The 19596-nt window shown below is 68.5% G+C and carries 17 protein-coding genes and 1 tRNA gene; 7 read left to right on the plus strand and 11 right to left on the minus strand.

Annotation, left to right across the window (positions count from 1 at the left end; all coding sequences use genetic code 11):
* Positions 1 to 29: 29 nt before the first annotated feature.
* The gene (locus tag EXE46_RS11930; RefSeq protein ID WP_137688616.1) at positions 30 to 1475 is read left to right on the plus strand and encodes an amidase; all 1446 of its coding nucleotides are present in this window, start codon (positions 30 to 32) and stop codon (positions 1473 to 1475) included.
* A 45-nt stretch (positions 1476 to 1520) separates the two neighbouring features.
* On the opposite strand, the gene EXE46_RS11935 is transcribed toward EXE46_RS11930, so the two are convergent.
* The 6 genes from EXE46_RS11935 to EXE46_RS11960 form a co-directional block, all read right to left on the minus strand.
* Complete coding sequence (locus tag EXE46_RS11935; RefSeq protein WP_137688617.1) at positions 1521 to 2291, minus strand: IclR family transcriptional regulator; 771 nt, start codon at positions 2289 to 2291, stop codon at positions 1521 to 1523.
* A 153-nt stretch (positions 2292 to 2444) separates the two neighbouring features.
* Entirely contained in the window at positions 2445 to 3119 is a 675-nt protein-coding gene (cofC, locus tag EXE46_RS11940) for a 2-phospho-L-lactate guanylyltransferase (RefSeq protein WP_137688618.1), read from the minus strand.
* Positions 3120 to 3137: 18 nt separating this feature from the next.
* Entirely contained in the window at positions 3138 to 4316 is a 1179-nt protein-coding gene (locus EXE46_RS11945; protein WP_199234159.1) for a tubulin/FtsZ family protein, read from the minus strand.
* 109 nt (positions 4317 to 4425) lie between these two features.
* Complete coding sequence (locus tag EXE46_RS11950; protein WP_137688619.1) at positions 4426 to 5322, minus strand: complex I NDUFA9 subunit family protein; 897 nt, start codon at positions 5320 to 5322, stop codon at positions 4426 to 4428.
* 154 nt (positions 5323 to 5476) lie between these two features.
* Positions 5477 to 6340 carry a universal stress protein gene (locus EXE46_RS11955; protein WP_137688620.1) on the minus strand — a complete coding sequence of 288 codons (864 nt, stop codon included), beginning with the start codon at positions 6338 to 6340 and terminating at the stop codon, positions 5477 to 5479.
* An 88-nt stretch (positions 6341 to 6428) separates the two neighbouring features.
* On the minus strand, positions 6429 to 7841 hold the full coding sequence (locus tag EXE46_RS11960) for a hemolysin family protein (RefSeq protein WP_137688621.1): 1413 nt from the start codon (positions 7839 to 7841) through the stop codon (positions 6429 to 6431).
* A 238-nt stretch (positions 7842 to 8079) separates the two neighbouring features.
* On the opposite strand from EXE46_RS11960, the gene tmk reads away from it, so the two are divergent.
* Complete coding sequence (tmk, locus tag EXE46_RS11965) at positions 8080 to 8673, plus strand: dTMP kinase (RefSeq protein WP_137688622.1); 594 nt, start codon at positions 8080 to 8082, stop codon at positions 8671 to 8673.
* Positions 8674 to 8691: 18 nt separating this feature from the next.
* On the opposite strand, the gene EXE46_RS11970 is transcribed toward tmk, so the two are convergent.
* Both EXE46_RS11970 and EXE46_RS11975 read right to left on the minus strand, forming a co-directional pair.
* Positions 8692 to 9015 (minus strand): hypothetical protein, encoded by a 324-nt coding sequence (locus EXE46_RS11970; RefSeq protein ID WP_137688623.1) that lies wholly within the window; start codon positions 9013 to 9015, stop codon positions 8692 to 8694.
* A 99-nt stretch (positions 9016 to 9114) separates the two neighbouring features.
* Entirely contained in the window at positions 9115 to 9636 is a 522-nt protein-coding gene (locus EXE46_RS11975) for a DUF5813 family protein (protein ID WP_137688624.1), read from the minus strand.
* 164 nt (positions 9637 to 9800) lie between these two features.
* Between EXE46_RS11975 and EXE46_RS11980 the strand changes: the two genes are divergently transcribed.
* Positions 9801 to 11129, plus strand: coding sequence for a carboxylate--amine ligase (locus EXE46_RS11980; protein ID WP_137688625.1), 1329 nt, complete (start codon positions 9801 to 9803; stop codon positions 11127 to 11129).
* Between the two features lie 30 nt (positions 11130 to 11159).
* On the opposite strand, the gene EXE46_RS11985 is transcribed toward EXE46_RS11980, so the two are convergent.
* Entirely contained in the window at positions 11160 to 12512 is a 1353-nt protein-coding gene (locus EXE46_RS11985) for an MFS transporter (RefSeq protein ID WP_241981553.1), read from the minus strand.
* A 133-nt stretch (positions 12513 to 12645) separates the two neighbouring features.
* On the opposite strand from EXE46_RS11985, the gene pyrF reads away from it, so the two are divergent.
* The gene (gene pyrF / locus EXE46_RS11990) at positions 12646 to 13476 is read left to right on the plus strand and encodes an orotidine-5'-phosphate decarboxylase (RefSeq protein ID WP_137688626.1); all 831 of its coding nucleotides are present in this window, start codon (positions 12646 to 12648) and stop codon (positions 13474 to 13476) included.
* Between the two features lie 33 nt (positions 13477 to 13509).
* On the opposite strand, the gene EXE46_RS17190 is transcribed toward pyrF, so the two are convergent.
* Complete coding sequence (locus EXE46_RS17190; protein ID WP_199234160.1) at positions 13510 to 13650, minus strand: hypothetical protein; 141 nt, start codon at positions 13648 to 13650, stop codon at positions 13510 to 13512.
* Between the two features lie 50 nt (positions 13651 to 13700).
* Here EXE46_RS17190 and trmY point away from each other — a divergent pair, with 50 nt between their 5' ends.
* The 3 genes from trmY to EXE46_RS12005 all read left to right on the plus strand — a co-directional run bounded on the left by trmY (position 13701) and on the right by EXE46_RS12005 (position 15328).
* Positions 13701 to 14315 (plus strand): tRNA (pseudouridine(54)-N(1))-methyltransferase TrmY, encoded by a 615-nt coding sequence (trmY, locus tag EXE46_RS11995; protein ID WP_137688627.1) that lies wholly within the window; start codon positions 13701 to 13703, stop codon positions 14313 to 14315.
* Between the two features lie 11 nt (positions 14316 to 14326).
* On the plus strand, positions 14327 to 14746 hold the full coding sequence (locus EXE46_RS12000; protein WP_137688628.1) for a CHY zinc finger protein: 420 nt from the start codon (positions 14327 to 14329) through the stop codon (positions 14744 to 14746).
* A 509-nt stretch (positions 14747 to 15255) separates the two neighbouring features.
* Positions 15256 to 15328, plus strand: a tRNA-Pro gene (locus EXE46_RS12005).
* A gap of 88 nt (positions 15329 to 15416) precedes the next feature.
* Here EXE46_RS12005 and EXE46_RS12010 read toward each other — a convergent pair.
* Positions 15417 to 19484 (minus strand): pentapeptide repeat-containing protein, encoded by a 4068-nt coding sequence (locus tag EXE46_RS12010; RefSeq protein ID WP_137688629.1) that lies wholly within the window; start codon positions 19482 to 19484, stop codon positions 15417 to 15419.
* Positions 19485 to 19596 lie beyond the last annotated feature (112 nt).

The raw sequence follows: 19596 nt of genomic DNA on the forward strand, positions 1-19596 counted from the left end.
TACGTGCTGCTTCGCGTCCTTTACAGCGAATGACGGGCGACGGCACGCCTGACCTCGACGAGCTTGCCGCGGTCGCCACCGAACTAGAGTTCGACCCGCCCGAGAGCGTCCTCAAGAGTGTACGAGACGCTGCCAGCCAACTCGCCAGTAGCGCTGCTACTGTCCGGGAACGCGAGACGCCGGTAGCGACGGAGAACTCATCACAGGAAGAACTACTTGATGACGAGTACGGCGCGCTCCTATACGGCTACAAAACACCGCATCAGCGCCACGCCGATGGCAGATTGGATGGGTGTCGCGTAGCGGTAAAAGATAACATCGCGGTGAAGGGGCTGACGATGACCTGCGGGTCCAGTGAGTTCGAGTACACTCCCGGATTCAACGCCACAGTCGTTGACCGGCTTCTTGATGCGGGTGTAAATCTCGTTGGGAAGGCGAATATGGATGCGTTCGCATTCGGGCCGAGCGGCGAATTCAGCGGCCGAAAGCCTGTCACAAACCCAATTGCTGAAGACCGGATTCCGGGTGGAGCCTCTAGCGGAAGTGGTACAGCAGTTGCCGCAGGCATCGTTGATGTCGCACTCGGCACTGACACCGGCGGTAGCGTCCGCATTCCTGCTGCCTGTTGTGGCGTCGTCGGGGTGAAACCAACGTTTGGAGCCATCTCGACACACGGTGTCGTTCCGTTCGCCCCATCGCTCGATACGGTCGGCCCGCTCGCACGCGACGTTTCCACGGCCACCGACGCTTTTACCGCCATTCACGGTTCCGACTCCAGAGACGCAACAACGGCACAGACACCGTCATTAGAACTTCCAGACACGCCGACGTTTGGAATTCCAGAATCGTTCTTGGAAGATTGTACGTCCCAGGTCGTGGATGAATTTGCTGAACTCCGAGAGACGCTCAGTACGAAGTTCGAAGTTCGGCCCGTCGACCTACCATTGGGGTCGATCGAGGCGGCATACTCGCTTGTCGGGGCGACAGAGTTTGCGTGGTTCATCCGACAGCAGGGCATTTCTCGTGGTATCGGTGCGACGTACGACGCTGGTTGGGCCGATGCCTTACACGAGTTTATGACGGAACATGGATTCAGCGATCATGTTGCGGAACGTGTGCTACCGGCTGCCACAATCGATGCCAGGGAAAGTGGCAAACCATATCTCGCCGGTCGACGCGAAGCACGTAGGTTCGACCAGTACTTACAGGAAGCGTTCGCTGATGTCGACCTACTTGTAACACCGACACTTCGTTCAGTACCACATGAACGCGGCAATATCGGCGCTGACGGTAGTATGTACGACCTGCTTGGGAACACGGCCCCGTTCAACCTCACCGGTCATCCTGCTGTCACACTTCCGGTCGCCGAACGTGATGGTCTCCCGGTGAGCGCACAAGTTATTGCCCCACGCTTTGCGGATAAAATCGCGCTTGCCGGTGCCAAACAAATCGAAGATCACGTAGACACAAGCTAACGTCCACCCTCGCAGTCGGCACTAATTCGTGTCGCGTCGATACGGTCACTGTGAGTGCGTGATATTCAGTTCAAGTTCGTTGGTTGTGCCGAGGAGCCGAGAGCGAACCTCTTCTTCAATGTCCGCATCCTCAAATCGGCGTTCCGGGCCAGAGATACTAATTGCGCCGATAACCCCGCCATCTGAGCGACGTACCGGAGCACCAAACGCAGTGAGACCTTCGATGTGTTCGCAATGATTGACTGCATACCCCTGTTCACGAACTGAGTCTAACTCCTCACGAAGTGTGTCTCGATCGGTGATTGTGTTCGGAGTCTCTACGGGCAATGATTCGTCAAGCAATTCTTTGATACGGTGGGTTGGAAGGAATGCGAGAATCGATTTCCCTGACGCAGTTGCATGTAATGGCATCTGGGAGCCAACCTGTGGATCGGTCTCGACAGCGTGTTCGCCAGTGGCCCGGAACACACAGAAGCCAACACCGTCTTCTTCAACGACGAACTGCGCGCGTTCGCCCGTCTTCCTGGCAAGTTCTTCGACTTTCTCTTCAGCCAGTGCGTATGTTTCGTCCTTCCGTCTAGCGGCTTCTCCAAGAGCCAGCAATTCGAAGCTCAGTTCAAATTCTCCTTCTTTGTGGGTAATGTAGTGGCGATCGTTTAGTGTTCGTAGATGCCGGTGTACTGTACTCTTCGCCAAGGAGAGATCATCCGCAAGATCGGAAAGCGTGACGTTGTTCTGGCTGCGAATTTCGTCCAGAATATCGAAGGCAGTTTCGACGGCTTGTACTGTTTCTCTACTCTCCGATTGTTGTGACATACCACCACACTACACATTCCGCGATTTAAGATCTCTGGGAGATGAACGGATAGAAACAGCAGGCTTCGTCGAAACCCTGTGCTTCAAATACAGTATTGACCGAAACGGGGCAAGACGTGTCTCGTGTGAGAATCTGCGACGGCGTCGTTCTGCTCACTCCCGAACGACCGTCACGCGTCCCTCGGACGCGTCGAGCGCGAAGCCAGCCTCGCGGAGCCACGTCGCAGCCCGACCCTCGCCGTGGATCAGCACCTCCGCGAGGTCCGCGGGCTCGTCGACGTCGGTGCCGAGTCTGTGGGAGTCGACCGCGGCGAAGTCCGCTCCGATCTCGGCCGCGATCTCGCGGTGATCGAGGTACGACGCGCCGTGGTAGTCGACCCGGAACTCGGGGTGCGAGGCGACGAACGCGTTCGTGCCGCCGCCGCGGCCCGGCGCGACGACGACGTCCGCGCCGCGGCCGGCCTCGAACAGGCGTTCGACCGCCGCCGGCGTCGCGAGCGCGAGGTCCGCCATCACGACGGCGACCGGCTCGGGGGGGCCGTCGGGCTCAGCGTCGTTTTCCGGCCGCGACGACGCCGTTTCGGCACCCAGCCGCGCGTCCAGAGCCGCGTTCACCGCGGCCGTCAGCAGGCGGTCGTCGACGGTGACCGACCGGTCGACGTCGACCGCGTCGGTGGCGAGGACGCGGGGCTCGCCGCCGGCGTCCTCGACCGCGTCCAGCACGTCGTCGAGCATGGCGCGCGCGAACGCGCTCCGCTCGTCGAGCGAGAGCACGTCTGCGAGTCGTGACTTCGGGCGATCGGTCGAAAAGGGGACGATGACCTCCATCGCGGGGAGCGGCGCGCCTCAGAACAGGGATTCCAGCTCGTCGCTGTCGTCGCTGACGAGCTCGTCGAGGTTGTCGTCGCTCTCCTCGCGGATCTCGTCTAAGTTGTCCTGCGCCTCGATGGCGACCTGCTGGAGCTCCTTGATCCGCGGGACGTTCGTGACGCCCGCGAGCAGGATGACCGTCGCGACGAAGCCGGCGCCGCGGTACGGGTAGTCCCCGCCGCGGACCTCCATCGAGCCGGTCTGCTCTTCGAGCCACTTGCGCCCGCGCTCGATACCCTTCCGGTTGAGGTACTCCGGCGGCCCGGCGAGCACGAGCAGCGCGCGCTCTGCGCCCTCGATCTCGCAGGGGAGCGTGAGCCGACCGAGCGCCGCCTTGCGGACGAGGCTGGTGATCCGGTTCGTGGTGTGCGCGCTGTCGAGCTCGTCGTCGTTGCCGTCGTCTCGGAGCCGCGAGAGCAGCCCGCCCGAGGAGCGCTCCTCGACCTCTTCCTCCGCGTAGCCGACCGTGGAGACGCCGCCGCCGGAGAGCGTGTTGATGATCTCCGAGGAGTCGACGACGCTCTCGGCGACCTCCTGGCCCTGCTGGATCTCGCCGGCGCCGAATAAGATCCCGAACCGCCGGACGATCTCCTCGTTGATCTCCTCGTAGCCGCCCTGAACGGACTCGCCCGTCTTCCGCCAAGCGTCGTTGTCGAACACCATCAGGTTGTCCACCTCGCGGACGAACGTCTGGAACGAGCGGGCCGCGTTGAGGGTGTAGATGCCGCCCTCGTCGCTCCCGGGCAGGATGCCCAGTCCGTAGACGGGTTCGGTGTAGATCCGCTTGAGGTGTTTCGCGAGCACCGGCGCGCCGCCGGAGCCGGTCCCGCCGCCGAGACCGGCGACGACGAGGAAGGCGTCGACCTCGTGGACCGGGATCGAGTCGATCGCGCCCTGTACCTCGTCGATGTCCTCCTCGGCGATCTCCGCGCCGAGCTCGTTGTCCGCGCCGACGCCGTGGCCCTTCACGCGCGACTGGCCGATGAGGACGCGCTGGTCCTCGGCGATGTGTTCGAGCCCCATGAGGTCCGCCTTCGCCGTGTTGACGGCCGCGGCGGCCCGGACGATCTCGGAGCCCGTCCGCTTGTCGTACTCCAAGAACTTGTCAACGACTTTACCCCCCGCCTGTCCGAATCCGATCATTGCGAGTTTCATCGTGTGCTCCCTCCGCGTTTGAACTGAACAGAACGTGATCTCGTATATAAGCCTTCGGTTGCCGTTACCAGCGCTGAGATTATCGCAGTTGACACGTTCGGGTCACCTGTCATCGGATTCCGAGGTGCTCACCGAGCGTCGTCAGTTCGGACGGGTCGACCCCGAACGCCTCTACGTCGTTGTCGGCGGTCGTGTTGTCGAACTTCAGCGACCGGTACTGGTCCGGACCCATCGGGAACCCGGGGACGGCGCCGAGGACGGAGAGCCCGACCTTCGCGAGCGGCATCGGGAGCGGGACGATCGTGACGCCCTTCTCCTCCGCCTCGTAGACGAGGTCGGTCACCTGCCGCAGCGTGAGCACCTCGGGGCCGCCGATCTCGTAGGCCCCCCCAACGTGTTCGTCGTCGGTCACCGCGGCGGCGATCATCGGCACGAGGTCCTCGACGTGAATCGGTTGGAACCGCGTCTTCCCGCCGCCGGGAAGCGGGTACAGCGGGACGCCCGGCGCGAACATCCCCTTCAGCCGCTTGGTGAACGAGACGAACTCCCCGCCCTCGCCGAAGACGACGGAGGGACGGAAGATCGTCCAGTCGAGCTCGCTCTCGCGGACTATCTCCTCGGCCGCTCCCTTGGCGCGGATGTAGGCTGTGTCGCCGTTCGGGTCCGCGCCGAGCGCGCTCAGTTGGACGAACCCCTCGACGCCTCCGTCCTCGGCCGCGCGGACGAGGTTCTCGGTCCCGCCGCGGTGGATCCGGTCGTGCATCCGGTTGCCGCCGTCCGGTTCGAACAGCGGCGAGAGCGCGACCAGGTTCACGACCGCGTCGTGACCGTCGACCGCCGCCGCGATCGAGTCGTAGTCGGTCACGTCGCCGCTCACGCCCGTCACGCCCTCCGGCGCCTCCTCGGGCGAGCGGGAGAGCGCGGTCACCGCGTGGCCGTCGTTCGCGAGCGCGCGACAGAGGTACGAGCCGATGAACCCGGTCCCGCCGGCTACCAACACTTTCATGCGTTCCGTATCGCGTGGAAGCCCCGTAAACCTACCGCGGCGTCAGACGCTCGCTGAACCCGGCGCCGCGATGGCCGGCGATCGATGGCTCCGAGGCGGCGGCCGGCGATCGACGTCTCCGGCGCGGCGACCGACCTCGGCGCGAGCAGCCGGGTCACTCCTCGTCCGGAACCGGGACCGTCAACACCGGGACGGGCGCGCTCCGGAGGGTGCGCTCGGCGACGCTGCCGAGCAGGTACCGTCCCACGCCGGTCCGGCCGTGGGTCCCCATCGCCACGAGGTCGACGCCGGGGTCGTCGACGTACGCTCGAATTCCGCGCGCAGCCGAGGACGCGGCCTCGACGGCGCCGACCGCCTCCACTCCTGCGGCCTCGACGCGCTCGACGCCCGCGGCGACGGCGTCGTCGGCGTACTCGGAGAGGACGTCGACCTCCACGTGGTCGCCGATACCGATCCCGCCGGTGTCGACGACCGAGAGGACGTGGACCGTCGCGCCCGCCCGCTCGGCGATCGGGATCGCCCGGTCGAGCGCGGCCGTCGCCGCCGGGCTCCCGTCGGTGGGGACCAAGACGCCCTCGTACGGGTACGGGACCGCCTCGTCGCCCGGCCGCAGCGCGAGCACCGGCACCGGCGAGCGCCGGACGACGCGCTCGGTCGTGCTGCCGACGAGGCGCTCGACCCCCTGCCGTCCCCGCGTCGACATCGCGACGAGGTCGGCGTCGATCCGGTCCGCGTAGTCGACGACCGTCTCGGGGACGCCGCCCTGCTCGACGGCCGTCTCGGCGTCGACGCCGCGCTCCGCGGCGCGGGCCGCCGCCGCCTCGACGATCGACTCCCCCTCCTGCTCCAGCACGTCGACCACGTCGCCGCCGATCCGCGTCACGCTGTCGCGGGTCGTGTCCGCGACGTGGAGGAGGTGAACCGTCGCGCCGTGGTCGGCGGCGATCGCCAGGATGTGGTCGAACGCCGCCGCGGCCGCGTCGCTGCCGTCGGTGGGAACGCAGATCCGGTCGAACATACCGGACCGGTCGCGGCCGCGGGTAAAAAAACGCTCGCGTCGTCGCGGTCGCCCCGGTGGCGTCGGCCCGCTGGCGTGTGCCGCGCCGTTACGCCGCGTCGTCGTCCGGAGATTCGCCGCCCGGGGCTTCGCCGTCCCCGGCGTCGTCGGCGTCCCCCGCCTCCCCGCCGTCCCGCCGCGTGACGCGCACCGTCGAGATGCGCGCGCCGTCGACCGCGGTGACCTCGAAGGCGAACCGCTCCGTCTCCGCGACGTCGCCGACCTCGGGCGAGCGCCCGATCCGGTCGAGCACGAACCCGCCGAGCGTCTCGTAGCCGTCGCCGCTGAGGTCGGTGCCGAGCGCGTCGTTGACGTCCGTGAGCGGCACCGACCCGTCCGCCTCGTGCGTCCGGTCGCCCGTCCGGCGGATGGTGTGGCGGCCCTCGGCGACGTCGAACTCGTCGCGGAGGTCGCCGACGAGCGCCTCGGCGACGTCCTCGACGGTGACGATCCCCTCGAAGGCGCCCCACTCGTCTATCACCGCCGCCATCTGTCGCCGCCCGTCGCGGAACTGGACGAGGAGGTCGCTCGCGCTCGTCGTCTCCGGGACGACGAGGATCTCGCGGGCGAGGTCCGCCGCGGTGGGACCGTCCGCGTCGTCGAGAGCGTCGTCGCAGTCGCCCGTCTCGATCGCGCGCAGCACGTCCTTCACGTCGACGAAGCCGACGACGCGGTCGGCGTCGTCGGCCTCGACGACCGGGTACCGAGTGTGACCCGCGTCGAGGACCGTCTCGCGGATCGCCGAGAGCGTCGCGTCAGCGGGCAGCGAGACCACGTCGGGGCGGGGGGCCATCAGCTCGCGGGCCGCGGTGTCGTCGAGCTCGAAGACGCCCTCGATCATCGCCACCTCCGACTCGTCGACGTGGCCTGCGTCGCCGGCCCGCGCCAGCACGCGTCGGATCTCGCGCTCTTCGAGCGTCTCGTCGCTCTCGGAGGCGGGCGGGACGCCGATCAGGCTCGTGAAGGCGTTCGCGGTGCCGTTGAACACCGCGATGCCGGGCGAAAAGAGGAGGTACGACAGCTTCATCGGCGGGGCGAGCAACAGCGAGATCCGCTCCGCCTGCGCGATGGCGATGGTCTTCGGGGCCAGCTCGCCGAAGACGACGTGGAGGAACGTGATAACGGAGAAGCCGATCGCGAACGCGACGAGGTGGACGACGCTCTCGGGCAGGAGCGGACCGAGGACGGGTTCGATCAGCGCCGCGACCGCGGGCTCGCCGATCCATCCGAGGCCGAGCGACGCGAGCGTGATCCCGAGCTGGGTCGCGGCGAGGTAGTCGTCGAGGTTGGCCATCACCTCCTGAAGCGTCTGCGCGCCCGCCTTCCCCTCCTCTGCCAGCTGTTCGACCGAGGTGGCCCGTATCCTGACGAACGCGAACTCCGAGGCGACGAAGAACCCGTTCAGCGCCACCAACACGAGGGCCGCCGCGACGCGGGAGACCGAGACGGCGACGCCTACCATCCGTCCCTCCGGAGCGCGCGAGCGGTTGACGAGTGGACGACCATGGCGCCCGTTCGTGAACGGGTCACTAAAAATGGTGGTGGGGCTGGCGTCGCGCTCCCCGGAGGGCGGGCGTCGAACGAGCGGCCCGCTTGTGGCGGAAGGGGGACCGAACCGCGCGGCCCGTTCGCGGCGGAGAGGTCCGAACCGGGCGGGCCGGAGCCGCGCCGTTTATTCCTCGGCGCGGCGGAACGCCACCATGCTGATCACGCTGGAGGGGCTCGACGGCAGCGGCAAGACGACGGTCTGGGAGGCGCTCCACGACGTGTACCCCGGCGCGACGTTCACCCGCGAACCCACCGACAGCTGGTACGGGGAGGCGGTGGGGCGCTCGATGGCCGACCCGGAGGCCGACCCGCTCGCGGAGCTGTTCCTGTACACCGCCGACCACGCGAACCACCTCTCCGAGACGGTGCGGCCGGCGCTCGCCGACGGCGACCTCGTGGTCTCCGACCGCTACTCCGACTCGCGGTTCGCCTATCAGGGGGCGACGCTCGCGCGCGCCGACGCGGACGTCCAGCGACCGTTGGAGTACGTCAGGGGGATCCACGCCGCCTTCTCGCGGCCGCCCGACGCCACCATCTACCTCGATCTGGACCCCGAGACCGCCGCCGAGCGCGCCGGCCGGACCGACAAGTTCGAGCGCGGCGGCTACCTCGCGGCCGTGCGCGACAACTACGAGCGCCTGATCGACGCCGACCCCGGTCGGTTCCACCGCGTCGACGCGGCGCGCGCGCCCGAGGACGTGGTGGCGCGAGTCGAGGATATCGTGGCCGAGCTGGTCGACCGCTGAACCCTTCTCCGAGCGTTCTCAGCGCGTGTCCGGCAGTTCGTACTCGTCGGGCGACGGGACGTAGAGGTAGTCGATGGCGACGCCGAGCGCCAGCGGAAGCGCGATCAAAAGCGCCAGCAGGATCGTCGAGCTCCCGACGTCGATACCGGTGCCGACGCCGAGCGCGCCCGTGAACACGAGCGTCGAAACGAGCAACAGCAGCGGCGTCAACACGAGGGTGTACACGACGGTCCCCCACGACGTCGAGAGCTGAATCCGAAAGAATCGGGTCGCGACCCCGGCGAGGAACGTGTGGAACGCGACCAGAGCGAGGAGGCTGGCGAACCCAAACAGCGCGAGCATGGTCGACGTACGGGCCGGCGACACTTCCCCCTATCGGCCGCAGCCGAGACCGCCACCGCTCGGACCGGACCGCCATCGCTTAGACCGGATTGCCGCCCCTCAAACCGGACCGCCGCCGCCCTGCTGCCGCGCGGCCGAGAGGAGGCCGGAAACGGGGTCGGTGTACTCGTACCCGGGGATCACGCCCTGAACGTACGTCCCCTCGACGAAGTCGATCAGCGCGCCAGCGTCGTCGACGCCCCGGCGTTCGTTGATATCGGTGAGCGCGTACGCGACGGCGATCTCGTCGCCCTCGCGCTCGACGACCGGGTCGAACTCGCGGTCCGCCCGGGTGACGCCGCCGACGTCGACCGCGCGGCGCTCGAACGTGTCGGCCCAGCCGTCCTCGACCACGTCGGCGACCTCGTCGGCGGTGACCGCCGAGAGCGTCGGCACGCGGACGGTGACCGCGAGCCGGACCCGCCCTCCGTCCGCCGGCTCGGCGCGGACGCGCCCGTCGAACGCGGTCGTCGTCGAGACCCAGCCGTCGCCGTCCCGCTCGAAGGAGCCGTGGTCCGCGAACGCGCGGCGGACCCCCTCGGGGAGCGCCTCCGTGGCGTCCGTGTCGTCGGTTTCGGTCATAGCCGATCGGAGGCGGCGCACCCTGAAAAGCCGCTCGCGTCGCGGACGCGACTCGCGACGCCCGTCCCGGACCGCCGCGACCCCCGCCGCTCGGCTCGTCACCGATACGGGCACAGCGGGCCGGTACGTCGAGCCCTTTTGTACGTCGACCGACGAGACGCGGTATGGCAGACCGGTTTCGCTCGACGGAGGGACTGATAGACGCGCTCGCCGACGCGACGTTCGACCGTCCGCCCGCGCTCGTCAGCAACGCACACATCACCGGGCTCGGCGTCGCGCGGGCGCTCGACGCCCACGACGTGCCCGTGATCGCGCTCGACCGGGCGGGCGGGGCGGGCGGGACCCCCGGCGACGACGCGGACGGAGGCGCCGCCGGCTCCGTCACCCACGACGGGCTCGCGCCGCCGTCGGACGCGGTCGACTTCGCGGGCGCGGTGACGTACCCGCTGGACGACCTCGACGGGTTCCGCGAGGACGTGGAGGCGATCGTCGACGCCGCGGGGACGGAGGCGGTCGCGTTCGGCTGCATGGACGAGTGGGCGCTGTCGTACGCCGAGGCCGACCCCGACGGCGTCCGACTCCCGTTCGCCGGGAGCGAGACGCTCGACGAGGTGTTGAACAAGTCCGAGCTGTACGCAACCTGCGAGGCGCTCGGCGTCCCCTACCCGGAGACGTATCGGCTGGCGGAGACCGCGGCGGCGGCGACGCGCGAACCCGACGCGACGGTCGAGGAGGCCGCCGAGGCGCTCGGCTTCCCGCTGGTGGTGAAACCCGAGCTCAAACGGGACTTCGAGGAGGCGTTCGGGACCAACGTGATCGAGGTCGCGGACCGCGAGGAGTTCGAGGACGTCGTCGCGGCCGCGAGCGACGCGGGGACCGCGGTGATGGCCCAGAAGCGCGTCGACATCGCGACCGGGAAGGACCACTCGCTGGCGTCGTACGTCCCGCCCTCGGGCGCCGCCGACGCGCTCGCGGTCGTCGGCAACGCCGCGGTTCGGTACCCGCGCAACTTCGGCACCTCCTGTCTGGTCGAGACGGCCGACGAGCCCGCGATCGAGGAGCGAGCGCTCGCCGTCCTCGACGACGCCGGCTACCACGGGATCAGCGAGTCGGAGTTCGTCTACGACGCCGACCGCGGGGAGTTCCTCCTGCTCGACGTCAACACCCGCCCGTGGAAGTGGATCGGGATGCCCGTCGCCGCGGGCGCGAACCTCCCGATGGCGGCGTACGCGGCGGTGACGGACGCGACCTACGAGTCCGACGGGATCGAGCCGACGCGGTGGGTGTACCTCCGCGACTACCTCTCGCTGCTCGCCGGCGACGACGCGTTCTGGGACCAGCTGTCGGCCGCGGACTGGCGGCGGCTCGTCTCCGGCGCCTTCGAGCGCGAGGGCGACCTCACGACCGGCGTGTACCGGCCCTCGGACCCCGCTCCGGCCGCGAAGCTGTTCGAGACCGAGTTCGTCGACCGCGAGTACTACTGCTCCTGTTAGGTCGCCGACGGTCCGAGCGGGACTCGTCGGTCACGCCCGGTCGTCGGTCGAGTTGCCGGCCGAGTCGTCGGTCGAGTTGCCGGCCGAGTCGTCGGTCGAGTTGCCGGCCGAGTCGTCGGTCGAGTTGCCGGCCGAGTCGTCGGTCGAGTTGCCGGCCGAGTCGTCGGCGACGGGGACCTCCCAGCGGAGGATCGCCGCCGACCCGACGACGAGGACGGCGCCGCCGACGCCCAGCGCGAACAGCGGGGAGACGGCGTCCGAGACGACGCCGCTGCCCAGCTGGAACGGGATGACCGCGAGGCCGCTGACCATCGCCATCGCGCTCAGGACGGTCGCGCGACCGAGCGACTCCGCCCGATCGTTGACGTACTGGCCGGCGAACGACCGCGTGACGTCGGACACGCCGCGGATCAGGAGGAACGTCGGGATGGCGAGGATCGGGAGGAAGTACATCCCGATCAGCGCGCCGCCGACGGCGAACGGGAGGACGATAAACCACGTCCGCAGCCCGATCCGCTCCCGGATCGCCCCCGTGTAGTAGTTGAGCACCGCGCCGACGAGGCTGTACGCCGCGTAGAACCACCCCAGCAGGGCCTCCACCTGCGACTGTCGGATGCCGAGGTCGATGACGACCGTCTCGAAGATCGGCTGAAGGAAGACGAACACGAGGTACGTGACCGCGGCGTAGAGGACGTAGTAGTACAGCAGCAGCGACCGCAGCCGACGGCGCGAGAGAACCTCTCTCACGATACCGACCGTCCGGCGGAGGCCCAGGTCCGCCGAATCGGTCTCCTCGTACGTCTCGGGCTCGTCGAGCGTGAGCAGCACCGCGACGCCGAGGCTCGTCACGCCCGCCGCGACGAACCACGGGTACGAGAGGTCGATGCCGCCGAGGTATCCGCCGAGGATCGCCGCGACGGCGCCGACGGCCAGCGCCGCCGACTCCCCGCGGCCCCGGACGCGGGCGAACTCGTCCTCGGAGAGGTCGTCGGTGAGCGTGTCGTAGAGCCACGCGTCCTCGCTGCCGGACCGGAAGTTGTAGCCCAGCGACCAGCAGACGTAGAGGCCGGCCAGCGCGAGGAACGAGCTCGACAACTCGATACCGAGGAGCGTCACGGAGATGAGCGCGGTGCCGACGAGGAGGCTGTTGCGTCGCCCGACGCGGTCGCCGACGTAGCCGGTCGGGATCTCGCCGAACAGCGTTGTCAGGTTATACAGCGCCTCCAGAACGGCGATCTGCGTGAACGAGAGCCCCTGCGCCAGGAAGAAGAGGTACATGACCGGCCGATAGAACTCGACCGCCTTCGTCGCCTTGTAGACGTAGTACTTCGCGATGTTGCCGGAGAGCGTTCCTCCGAGACCGTCATCGGTGCTACTCGCCATGCCCGTGCTGGCGGACGGAAGGGGGACGAAAGTATCCTGTTGTTGCCGATCCCGCGGCCGGCGCGACGCGACCGAGCTGACGGCGGCGACACCGGAACGCAACGATTAGTGCGCCCGCCGCCGCAGGGCGCGTATGGGCTTCTTCGAGACGCTCGCGGACCGGATCGAGGCGGTCGACAGCGTCGTCTCGGTCGGGCTCGACCCCGACCCGAGCCGACTCCCCAACCACGTGGCCGACGCCGACCTGCCGCGGTGGGCGTTCAACCGTCGGATCATCGACGCGACCCACGAGCACGCCGCCTGCTACAAGCCGAACGCCGCCTTCTACGAGGACCCTGACGGCTGGCGGGCGCTCCGCGAGACCGCGGCGTACGCCGAGGGCAAAGGCGTTCCCGTCCTGCTCGACGCGAAGCGCGGCGACATCGGCAACACGGCGCGGCGGTACGCCGAGATGCTCGACCACGTCGACGCGATCACGGTGAACCCGTACCTCGGGCGCGACTCGCTCCAGCCGTTCCTCGACCGCGAAGACAAGGGCGTGTTCGCGCTCTGTCGCACGTCGAACCCCGGCGGCGCCGACCTCCAGGACCTCGAACTGGCCTCGGGCGAGCCGCTCTACGAGCGCGTCGCCGCGCTCGCGGACGTGTGGAACGCCAACGGCAACGTCGGCCTCGTCGTCGGCGCGACCGCGCCCGAGGAGCTGGAGACGGTCCGCGAGATCGTCCCCGAGATCCCGTTCCTCGTGCCCGGCGTCGGCGCGCAGGGCGGCGACGCCGAGGCCGCGGTCGAACACGGGCTCGCCGAGCGCCCCGACCGCCCGGTCGACGTGGGGCTCGTCAACTCCTCGCGCGGGATCATCTTCGCGGGCGAGGAGTCGAGCCGACCGGGCGACGAGGCGACGTACTTCGGCGCCGCGGGCGACGCGGCGAAGCGGCTCAAGAAGCGACTGAACCGGCACCGATAGCGCCGGAAGCGTGCCGTCGGGGACACCCCCGCGCTACCCGGATCCGGCGACGCAGCCGGTACAGGCGCGGACCGTCTCGTCCCAGTGGTCGTCGCAGACGGCGCGCCCGCAGCGGTCGCAGGCGTGGCTCGCCGTGGCCGCCTCACAGATCTGACACAGGCCGGTGAGGCTCATACCCCTCGTTGGGTCGGACGCCTTATCATGGTCGCGGGCGACCGCCCGGTATGCGCCAGTTCGTCGTCATCGGCCGCGACGTCCCCACCGACCCCGACGCGATCTCGCTGTCGGACATCCCCGGGGCCGGGCGGCTCGACCTGTGCTGTCGGTGCGTGAGCGCCGGCGTCTTCCTCTCACACGGCATCCGCGAGTCGGTCCGGGTCCACCTCGTGATCGCCGACGAGTTCACCGCCACCTTCGACGCGGACAGCCTCCGACACCTCCACCCCGACGAGCGCAACGTCGCCGCGCGGGTCCGCGACGCGCTCGCCGCACGAGACGACGCGATCGGTCACATGCCCGCGGACGTCTCGCCGGGCGTCGAGCTCCGTCGAATGGGCCTCGACGCCACGCTCGATCGACTCGTCGGCGACGGCGGCCGCGGTCCGGACGGGACGCTCGTCCAGCTCCACGAGGACGGCGATCCGCTCGTCGAGGCGGAGCCGCCCGACGATCCCGTGTTCGTGCTCTCGGACCACCACGACTTCGCGCCGGAGGAGGCGGACTCGGTCGCTGACCGCGCCGAGCGCCGGCTGCGCGTCGGGCCCGAGCTCCTCCACGCGGACCACACGATCACGGTGGTCCACAACTGGCTCGACACGGACGGGTACGCGACCTACTGACCGCGAAACCGATGTCAGATCAACCGAGCGACCGCGAGACGACGAGCGCGCCCGACACCGACTCGCGCTTCGACGTCCCCCTCCGCGGAATCGATGTCGATCCCGAGACGCGCTGCGCGCACTGGGACGACGTGGTCGACGTGATCGCGCTCCGGTTCGGCTGCTGTGGGACGTACTACCCCTGCGACGCCTGTCACGACGCGGCCGCCGACCACGAGGCGGTCCCGTGGCCCCGCGAGCGGTTCGACGAGCCGGCGGTGCTGTGTGGCGCCTGCGGAACGACGCTCACCGCCCGGCAGTACCTCGAAGCCGACGGCGACGCTTGTCCCGCGTGCGGGGTCGCATTCAATTCGGGTTGTCGGAAACATCGCGACCGGTACTTCGAAATCGAAGACGCGGGAGCGTCCGGGAGCGACGACGAGAATATATAAGTCGAACAGGCGGTGTGGTGGCGCGTGCCTATGAGGCCGCATCGCGGCCGAGTAGCACGCGCGAGGGAGTCGACCGGTCGGAGCGAAGCGGAGACCGGTCGACGAGGCTGGGGAGGAACGAGGCTGCGGTGCTGCGCGGGGACGGGATTCGAAGGGGCAGTCGCCGGCGGCTCCGCCGCCGGCTGCCCGTGGCGCGTCGTGCCACGCTGCCGCGAGGAGGAAGACGCGCGACGTAAGCACCGCAACGAGGGAGCGAAGCGACCGAGTGAGGAGCACAGCGAGCGCATCGACTCCTCCCGGCTGGGGCTTCGGTGGTCGTGTTCCCGGGAAGAGTTTCGTCGCAGCGAGCGACTGAGGCTTCGAGAGTTCTCGCACCGAAATCGAACCAACACGAATCACGCGTTGTCTCCGGGACAGCGGCGCTGTCGGTCTCCCGATACGGTGTCCGGCCATGGCGTACCGCCCCCTTTCGGAAGGATTAAAAGAACGAGCGGCCTTCTGTCGAGTGCGGGCCGGTGGGGTAGCTTGGTATCCTTCGGCCTTCGGGTGGCCGTAACCACGATTCAAATTCGTGCCGGCCCACTACCCCCTTATACTTTTTCCAGCCTCTACTGACGGATTTTAGCGTCTCCACGGGCGGTCTCGGGATCGGTCGAACCGCGTTCGTCGGTCACCACGAGACCCGGCGACCGAGGACGAACACGACGAGCGCGACGAGCAGCGCGCCGAGGAACGACTCCAAGCCCGCGAGGAAGCGAGAGAGCGTCCCGACGGGTTGGATGTCGCCGTATCCGAGGGTAGTGAACGTGACGATGCTGAAGTAGAGGTTCTTCACCATGATGTCCGCGCCCTCCGGCGTCGCGAGCTGCGAGAGGCTGTCGAGCCCCTCGGTCGTCAGCCCCGCCGCGTCACCCGACGTCCCCTCGGTGAGCGTCGCGTACATGAGACTCCAGCCCAAGACGACGACCACCGACGCGTAGATGACTCGCCACAGTCGCTCGCCGTACCCGCAGGACTGGTGGAGCAGATAGTTCCCGAGCCACTTGCCCGCCGAGACGAACCGCACGCCGAGATCCTGGTCCGGGTCTCGGACGAACTGGTAGTTTTTCGCCCGCCTGTACTTCATCTCCTGAACGAAGAACTGCGCGGCCACGTGTCGGTCCCCCACCTGATCTGCGCCGTTTTTGGCTTTCAGGTAGGTGTTTTCGAGGTCCGCGGGAGTCGTCGTCTCGCGGAACTCCTCCTCGCCGGTCATCTCGTACAGCTCCTCGCCGGTCGGCATCTCCGAGGCCTCCTCGGCGTCGGCTATCTCCTCGATGACTCCCCGGTCCAGTCCGGTCTGTTCTCGGATCATTCCGACGTGATCGACCTCGTCGAAGAGCTCTCCGTCCAGCCTGTCGTCGGTCTCGTCCAGCTCGTCTTCGACGGAGAGCGCGTCGATGAGGTCTTGTCGTCCCGGATTCGCGAACTCGGGCCCGTCGACGGTAGTGTGTAGTTGCCAGTTGGCCTCGGCGAGTTCTTGCTTGTAGTCCCCGAAGTCGAACCCGTCGAAGCTGGTGTTCGCGAACCGGAAGTGCTCGAAGAGGTCCACGCCGCTCGCCTCTCCGAGCCCGGTGGAGAGGTCGACCGCGCCGAGCGTCGCGTTCGCGAGGTCGTAGGCGATATCGCCGTCGTCCGGGAGCGCGATCGACCCGTCCGCGATATCACAGCTCCGCAGGTCAACGATCGACTCGTCGCCGGTCCGCGTTCCCAGACACGTGAGCTCGGCGAACGTCGAGCCGAAGAATGCGGCCCCCGACCGGAAGTACACGCCGTCGAAGTTCGCCATCCCGCCGACCGTGATCGTCTCGAAGGAGGCCGGCCCCTCGACGGTCGTCTGCGCGAACGACGCGTCTTCGGCGAACTCCGCGTCGTCGAACGTACACGCGCCCCCCAGTTCGCACAGCTGGAAGAGGGCGTCGCGTCCGAACGTCGCGTTGCTGAACGTCGCGGGACCGCCGACCGACGTCCGCATGACGGTAACGTCGTCCTCGAACCGAGCGATATCGCCGTCCAGCCCCTCCTCGATGGTCGTCGAGAGCGACAGTTGTCCCTCGAAGCGACTCGACGAGATGTCCAGCCCGCCCCCGATCGTCACCTCGAAGAACATGACCGTTCCCCCGAACGCGACGGAGGAGAGGTCGAAGTTGCCGCCCACGTCGAGACGGACGAAGTCGGCCTGTTCGCCGACGGACGCGGAGCTGGCCTCGAGCGTGCCGCCGACCTCGGCCTCGCGCAGGGTCAACACGCCCTCGAACGCCCCGAGCGAGAGCTCCAGGTCGCCGTCGATCTCGGCCGCTTGGAACGTCGTAACGTCCCCGAAAGAGACTCCGCTGAACGCGCATTCCCCGGTGACGCGCGTCCGCTGGAACGAAACCCGCTTCGCCACCGAGGCCGCATCGAAGTCGACGCTACCGGCGGTCAGGTCCGGACAGAGCACATCCCGCCGGATCTCCGCGCTCGAAAGCGACAGCGTTCCGCCCACCCGCGCGTCCGAGGCGTGGACCGTCTTCTCAACGGTCAGATTCGACGCGGAGAGGTCGCCGTCGACGTCGGCGTCCGACAGTCTGAGGTTCCTGACCCGGCCACCCCGGATCCTGACGTCGCCTTCGGCTTCGATCCCTCCCATCTTGAGGGAACGATCGCAGACGACGTGCCCGAGATCGAGCGTTCCCGCGGCGTGTGCGTCCTCGAACGACGCCGAGTCGAAGACCGTTCGGGAGAACTCCGCGTGGTCGCCGAACCGCGCCCCTTGGAACTCCCCGCGGTCGGTGAACGTCGCCCCGGTGAAGAGCGTCTCCGCGTGGACCGTCGCGTCGTCGAAACTCACGCCGTCCCGGAACTCCGACTTACCGAACCACGCGTGCTCCGCGGCGATCCCTTCGAACGACGCCCACGACTCGAACGTCGTCACGTTACAGTTTATCCCCTCGGCGACCGTTCCCCCGTCGAACCAGAGCGGTTGCCCGAACTCGGCTCGCCGGCAGTTGATCGACCCCTCGACGGTCGCGTATCTGAGGTCGATCGGGTAGTTGTCCGGCGCGTCGAGGATGTCGAACGAGAGGTTCAGGTCGCCGAAGCGTGCGCCGACGAACTCCTTAGTTTCCCGCCCGGGGCGCTGGACCGCGTCGAGGAACGCGTCCCGGACGGCGTCGTCGTCGGTGTCTTCGACCGGGGCATGGAAGAGACAGTACTCGCCGCCGTCCCGCGGACTCCGGTGACAGGTCCAGACGTCGTCGTCCTGTTCCCGCGCGTACTCCCCGAGATCGCGTCCGTACGAGCAGATGTCGTCCGGACGAGCGGCGGGGTCGACGCGCGCCTGTTCGTCCCACCCCGTCTCGGCCCCGCCGAGTTCGCCATCGATATCCGCGTCGAACCCCTCGTCGCCGTCCCCGTCACCGTCGGTATCGAGCGCGGTCCGGACCGTTTCGCGCATCGTTTCGAAGTCGCCGGCGTCGACGCCCGAGACGGCCTCGGGGTCGATCGACTCGGTCAACGTGAGAAACTCCCGGAGCATGGAGTCGTCGAACGTGGCCAGCGTCTCCGCTCCGGCCGTCTCCATCACCGACGCCAATTCCCGGAGTTTCTCTCCCGCCTCGTCGGGCACGTCGCCTTCCGACGGATCCGTGTCGTCCCGGTTCGGCCCCTCGGCGACCGTCTCGATCGCCTCGTGGACGGCACCGACGCTGTCGGTGTCGACGTCCGCGTCGTGGGCGCTGGCGAGCACGCCGCCGATCTCGTCGGGGTGCTCGTCGGCCAGGCCGTGGAGCGTCTTTCGGGCGTCCGCCCGCGTGTCCTCGCGGGGGTCGGCGAGCAGCTCGACGAGTTCGAACTGCGCCGGCAACACCGCGTCGGGATACTCCGTCACGAGCGCGCGGCACGCGCTGACGGCGTGGGATCGGACCTCCTCGCGGCCGTCGGCGAGCCCGTCGACGAGCGCGTCGCTCGCTTCGACCACGGCGCTCGGATCGTCCTCGGCAGCCGACGCCAGCGCCGCGCTCGCGAGTTCGCGCACGTCCTCGTCCGGATCGTCGAGCCGGTCGGCCAGCGGCTCGACGACCCCGGACAAAAGCGCCGGACGCCGTGCGGCGACCCGTTTCAGCGTCATCGCAGCGTGGTATCTGACGACGTTGTCCTCGTCGTCCAATCGCGGCCGGAGCGACTCCGCGTGCGCGGCGACTTCGTCGGGGAACCTCGTCGCGAGGCGGGCGAGCGCCACCGTCGCCTCGTTCCGCTCGGTCGACGTCTCGGCCGCCGTCCGGTCGACGGCGTCCTCGACCGCTCGCTCGGCGGCGCCGCGGATACCGTCCTCGGCGTCGGGGCCGAAGTTGTCGAGCGCCGTCCGGCACTTCTCGCGGACGTCGCCGTCGTCGTCCGCGATCCCCCTGACGAGCGGTTCGATCGCGTCGCGACACGCCTCCGGGTGGGACGCCACGATCCGACTGATCGCGAGCGCGCTGTTGTGTCTGATCACCGGTCGGTCGTCCGTCGAGAGCCGTTCGAGCAACGCCGGGAGCGCGTCCAGAACCGCGTCCGCCCGCGTCTTCGACACGCGGCTCAAGACGGTCACCGCGTCGTTTCGAACCGCCGCGTCGTCGTCGTCGAGAAGCGCGACGACGTCCGGAACGCGGTCGACGACCGCGTCCGGGTCGGTCGAAGCCGTTTCCGCCCATTCGGTGAGCGGCGCGTCCTCGTCCATGCGTGGTCGTTCAGAGCGAACGACATAAGGGTGGGTGTGGCGGCACGCCGGGCTCGCCGGCCGCTCGTCCGGGGCCGTTCGGGTTGGCTCCGCTCCGACGCCCGCGACCGGA

This window comes from Halorubrum sp. GN11_10-6_MGM (assembly GCF_005435165.1).
Taxonomy (GTDB): Archaea; Halobacteriota; Halobacteria; order Halobacteriales; family Haloferacaceae; genus Halorubrum.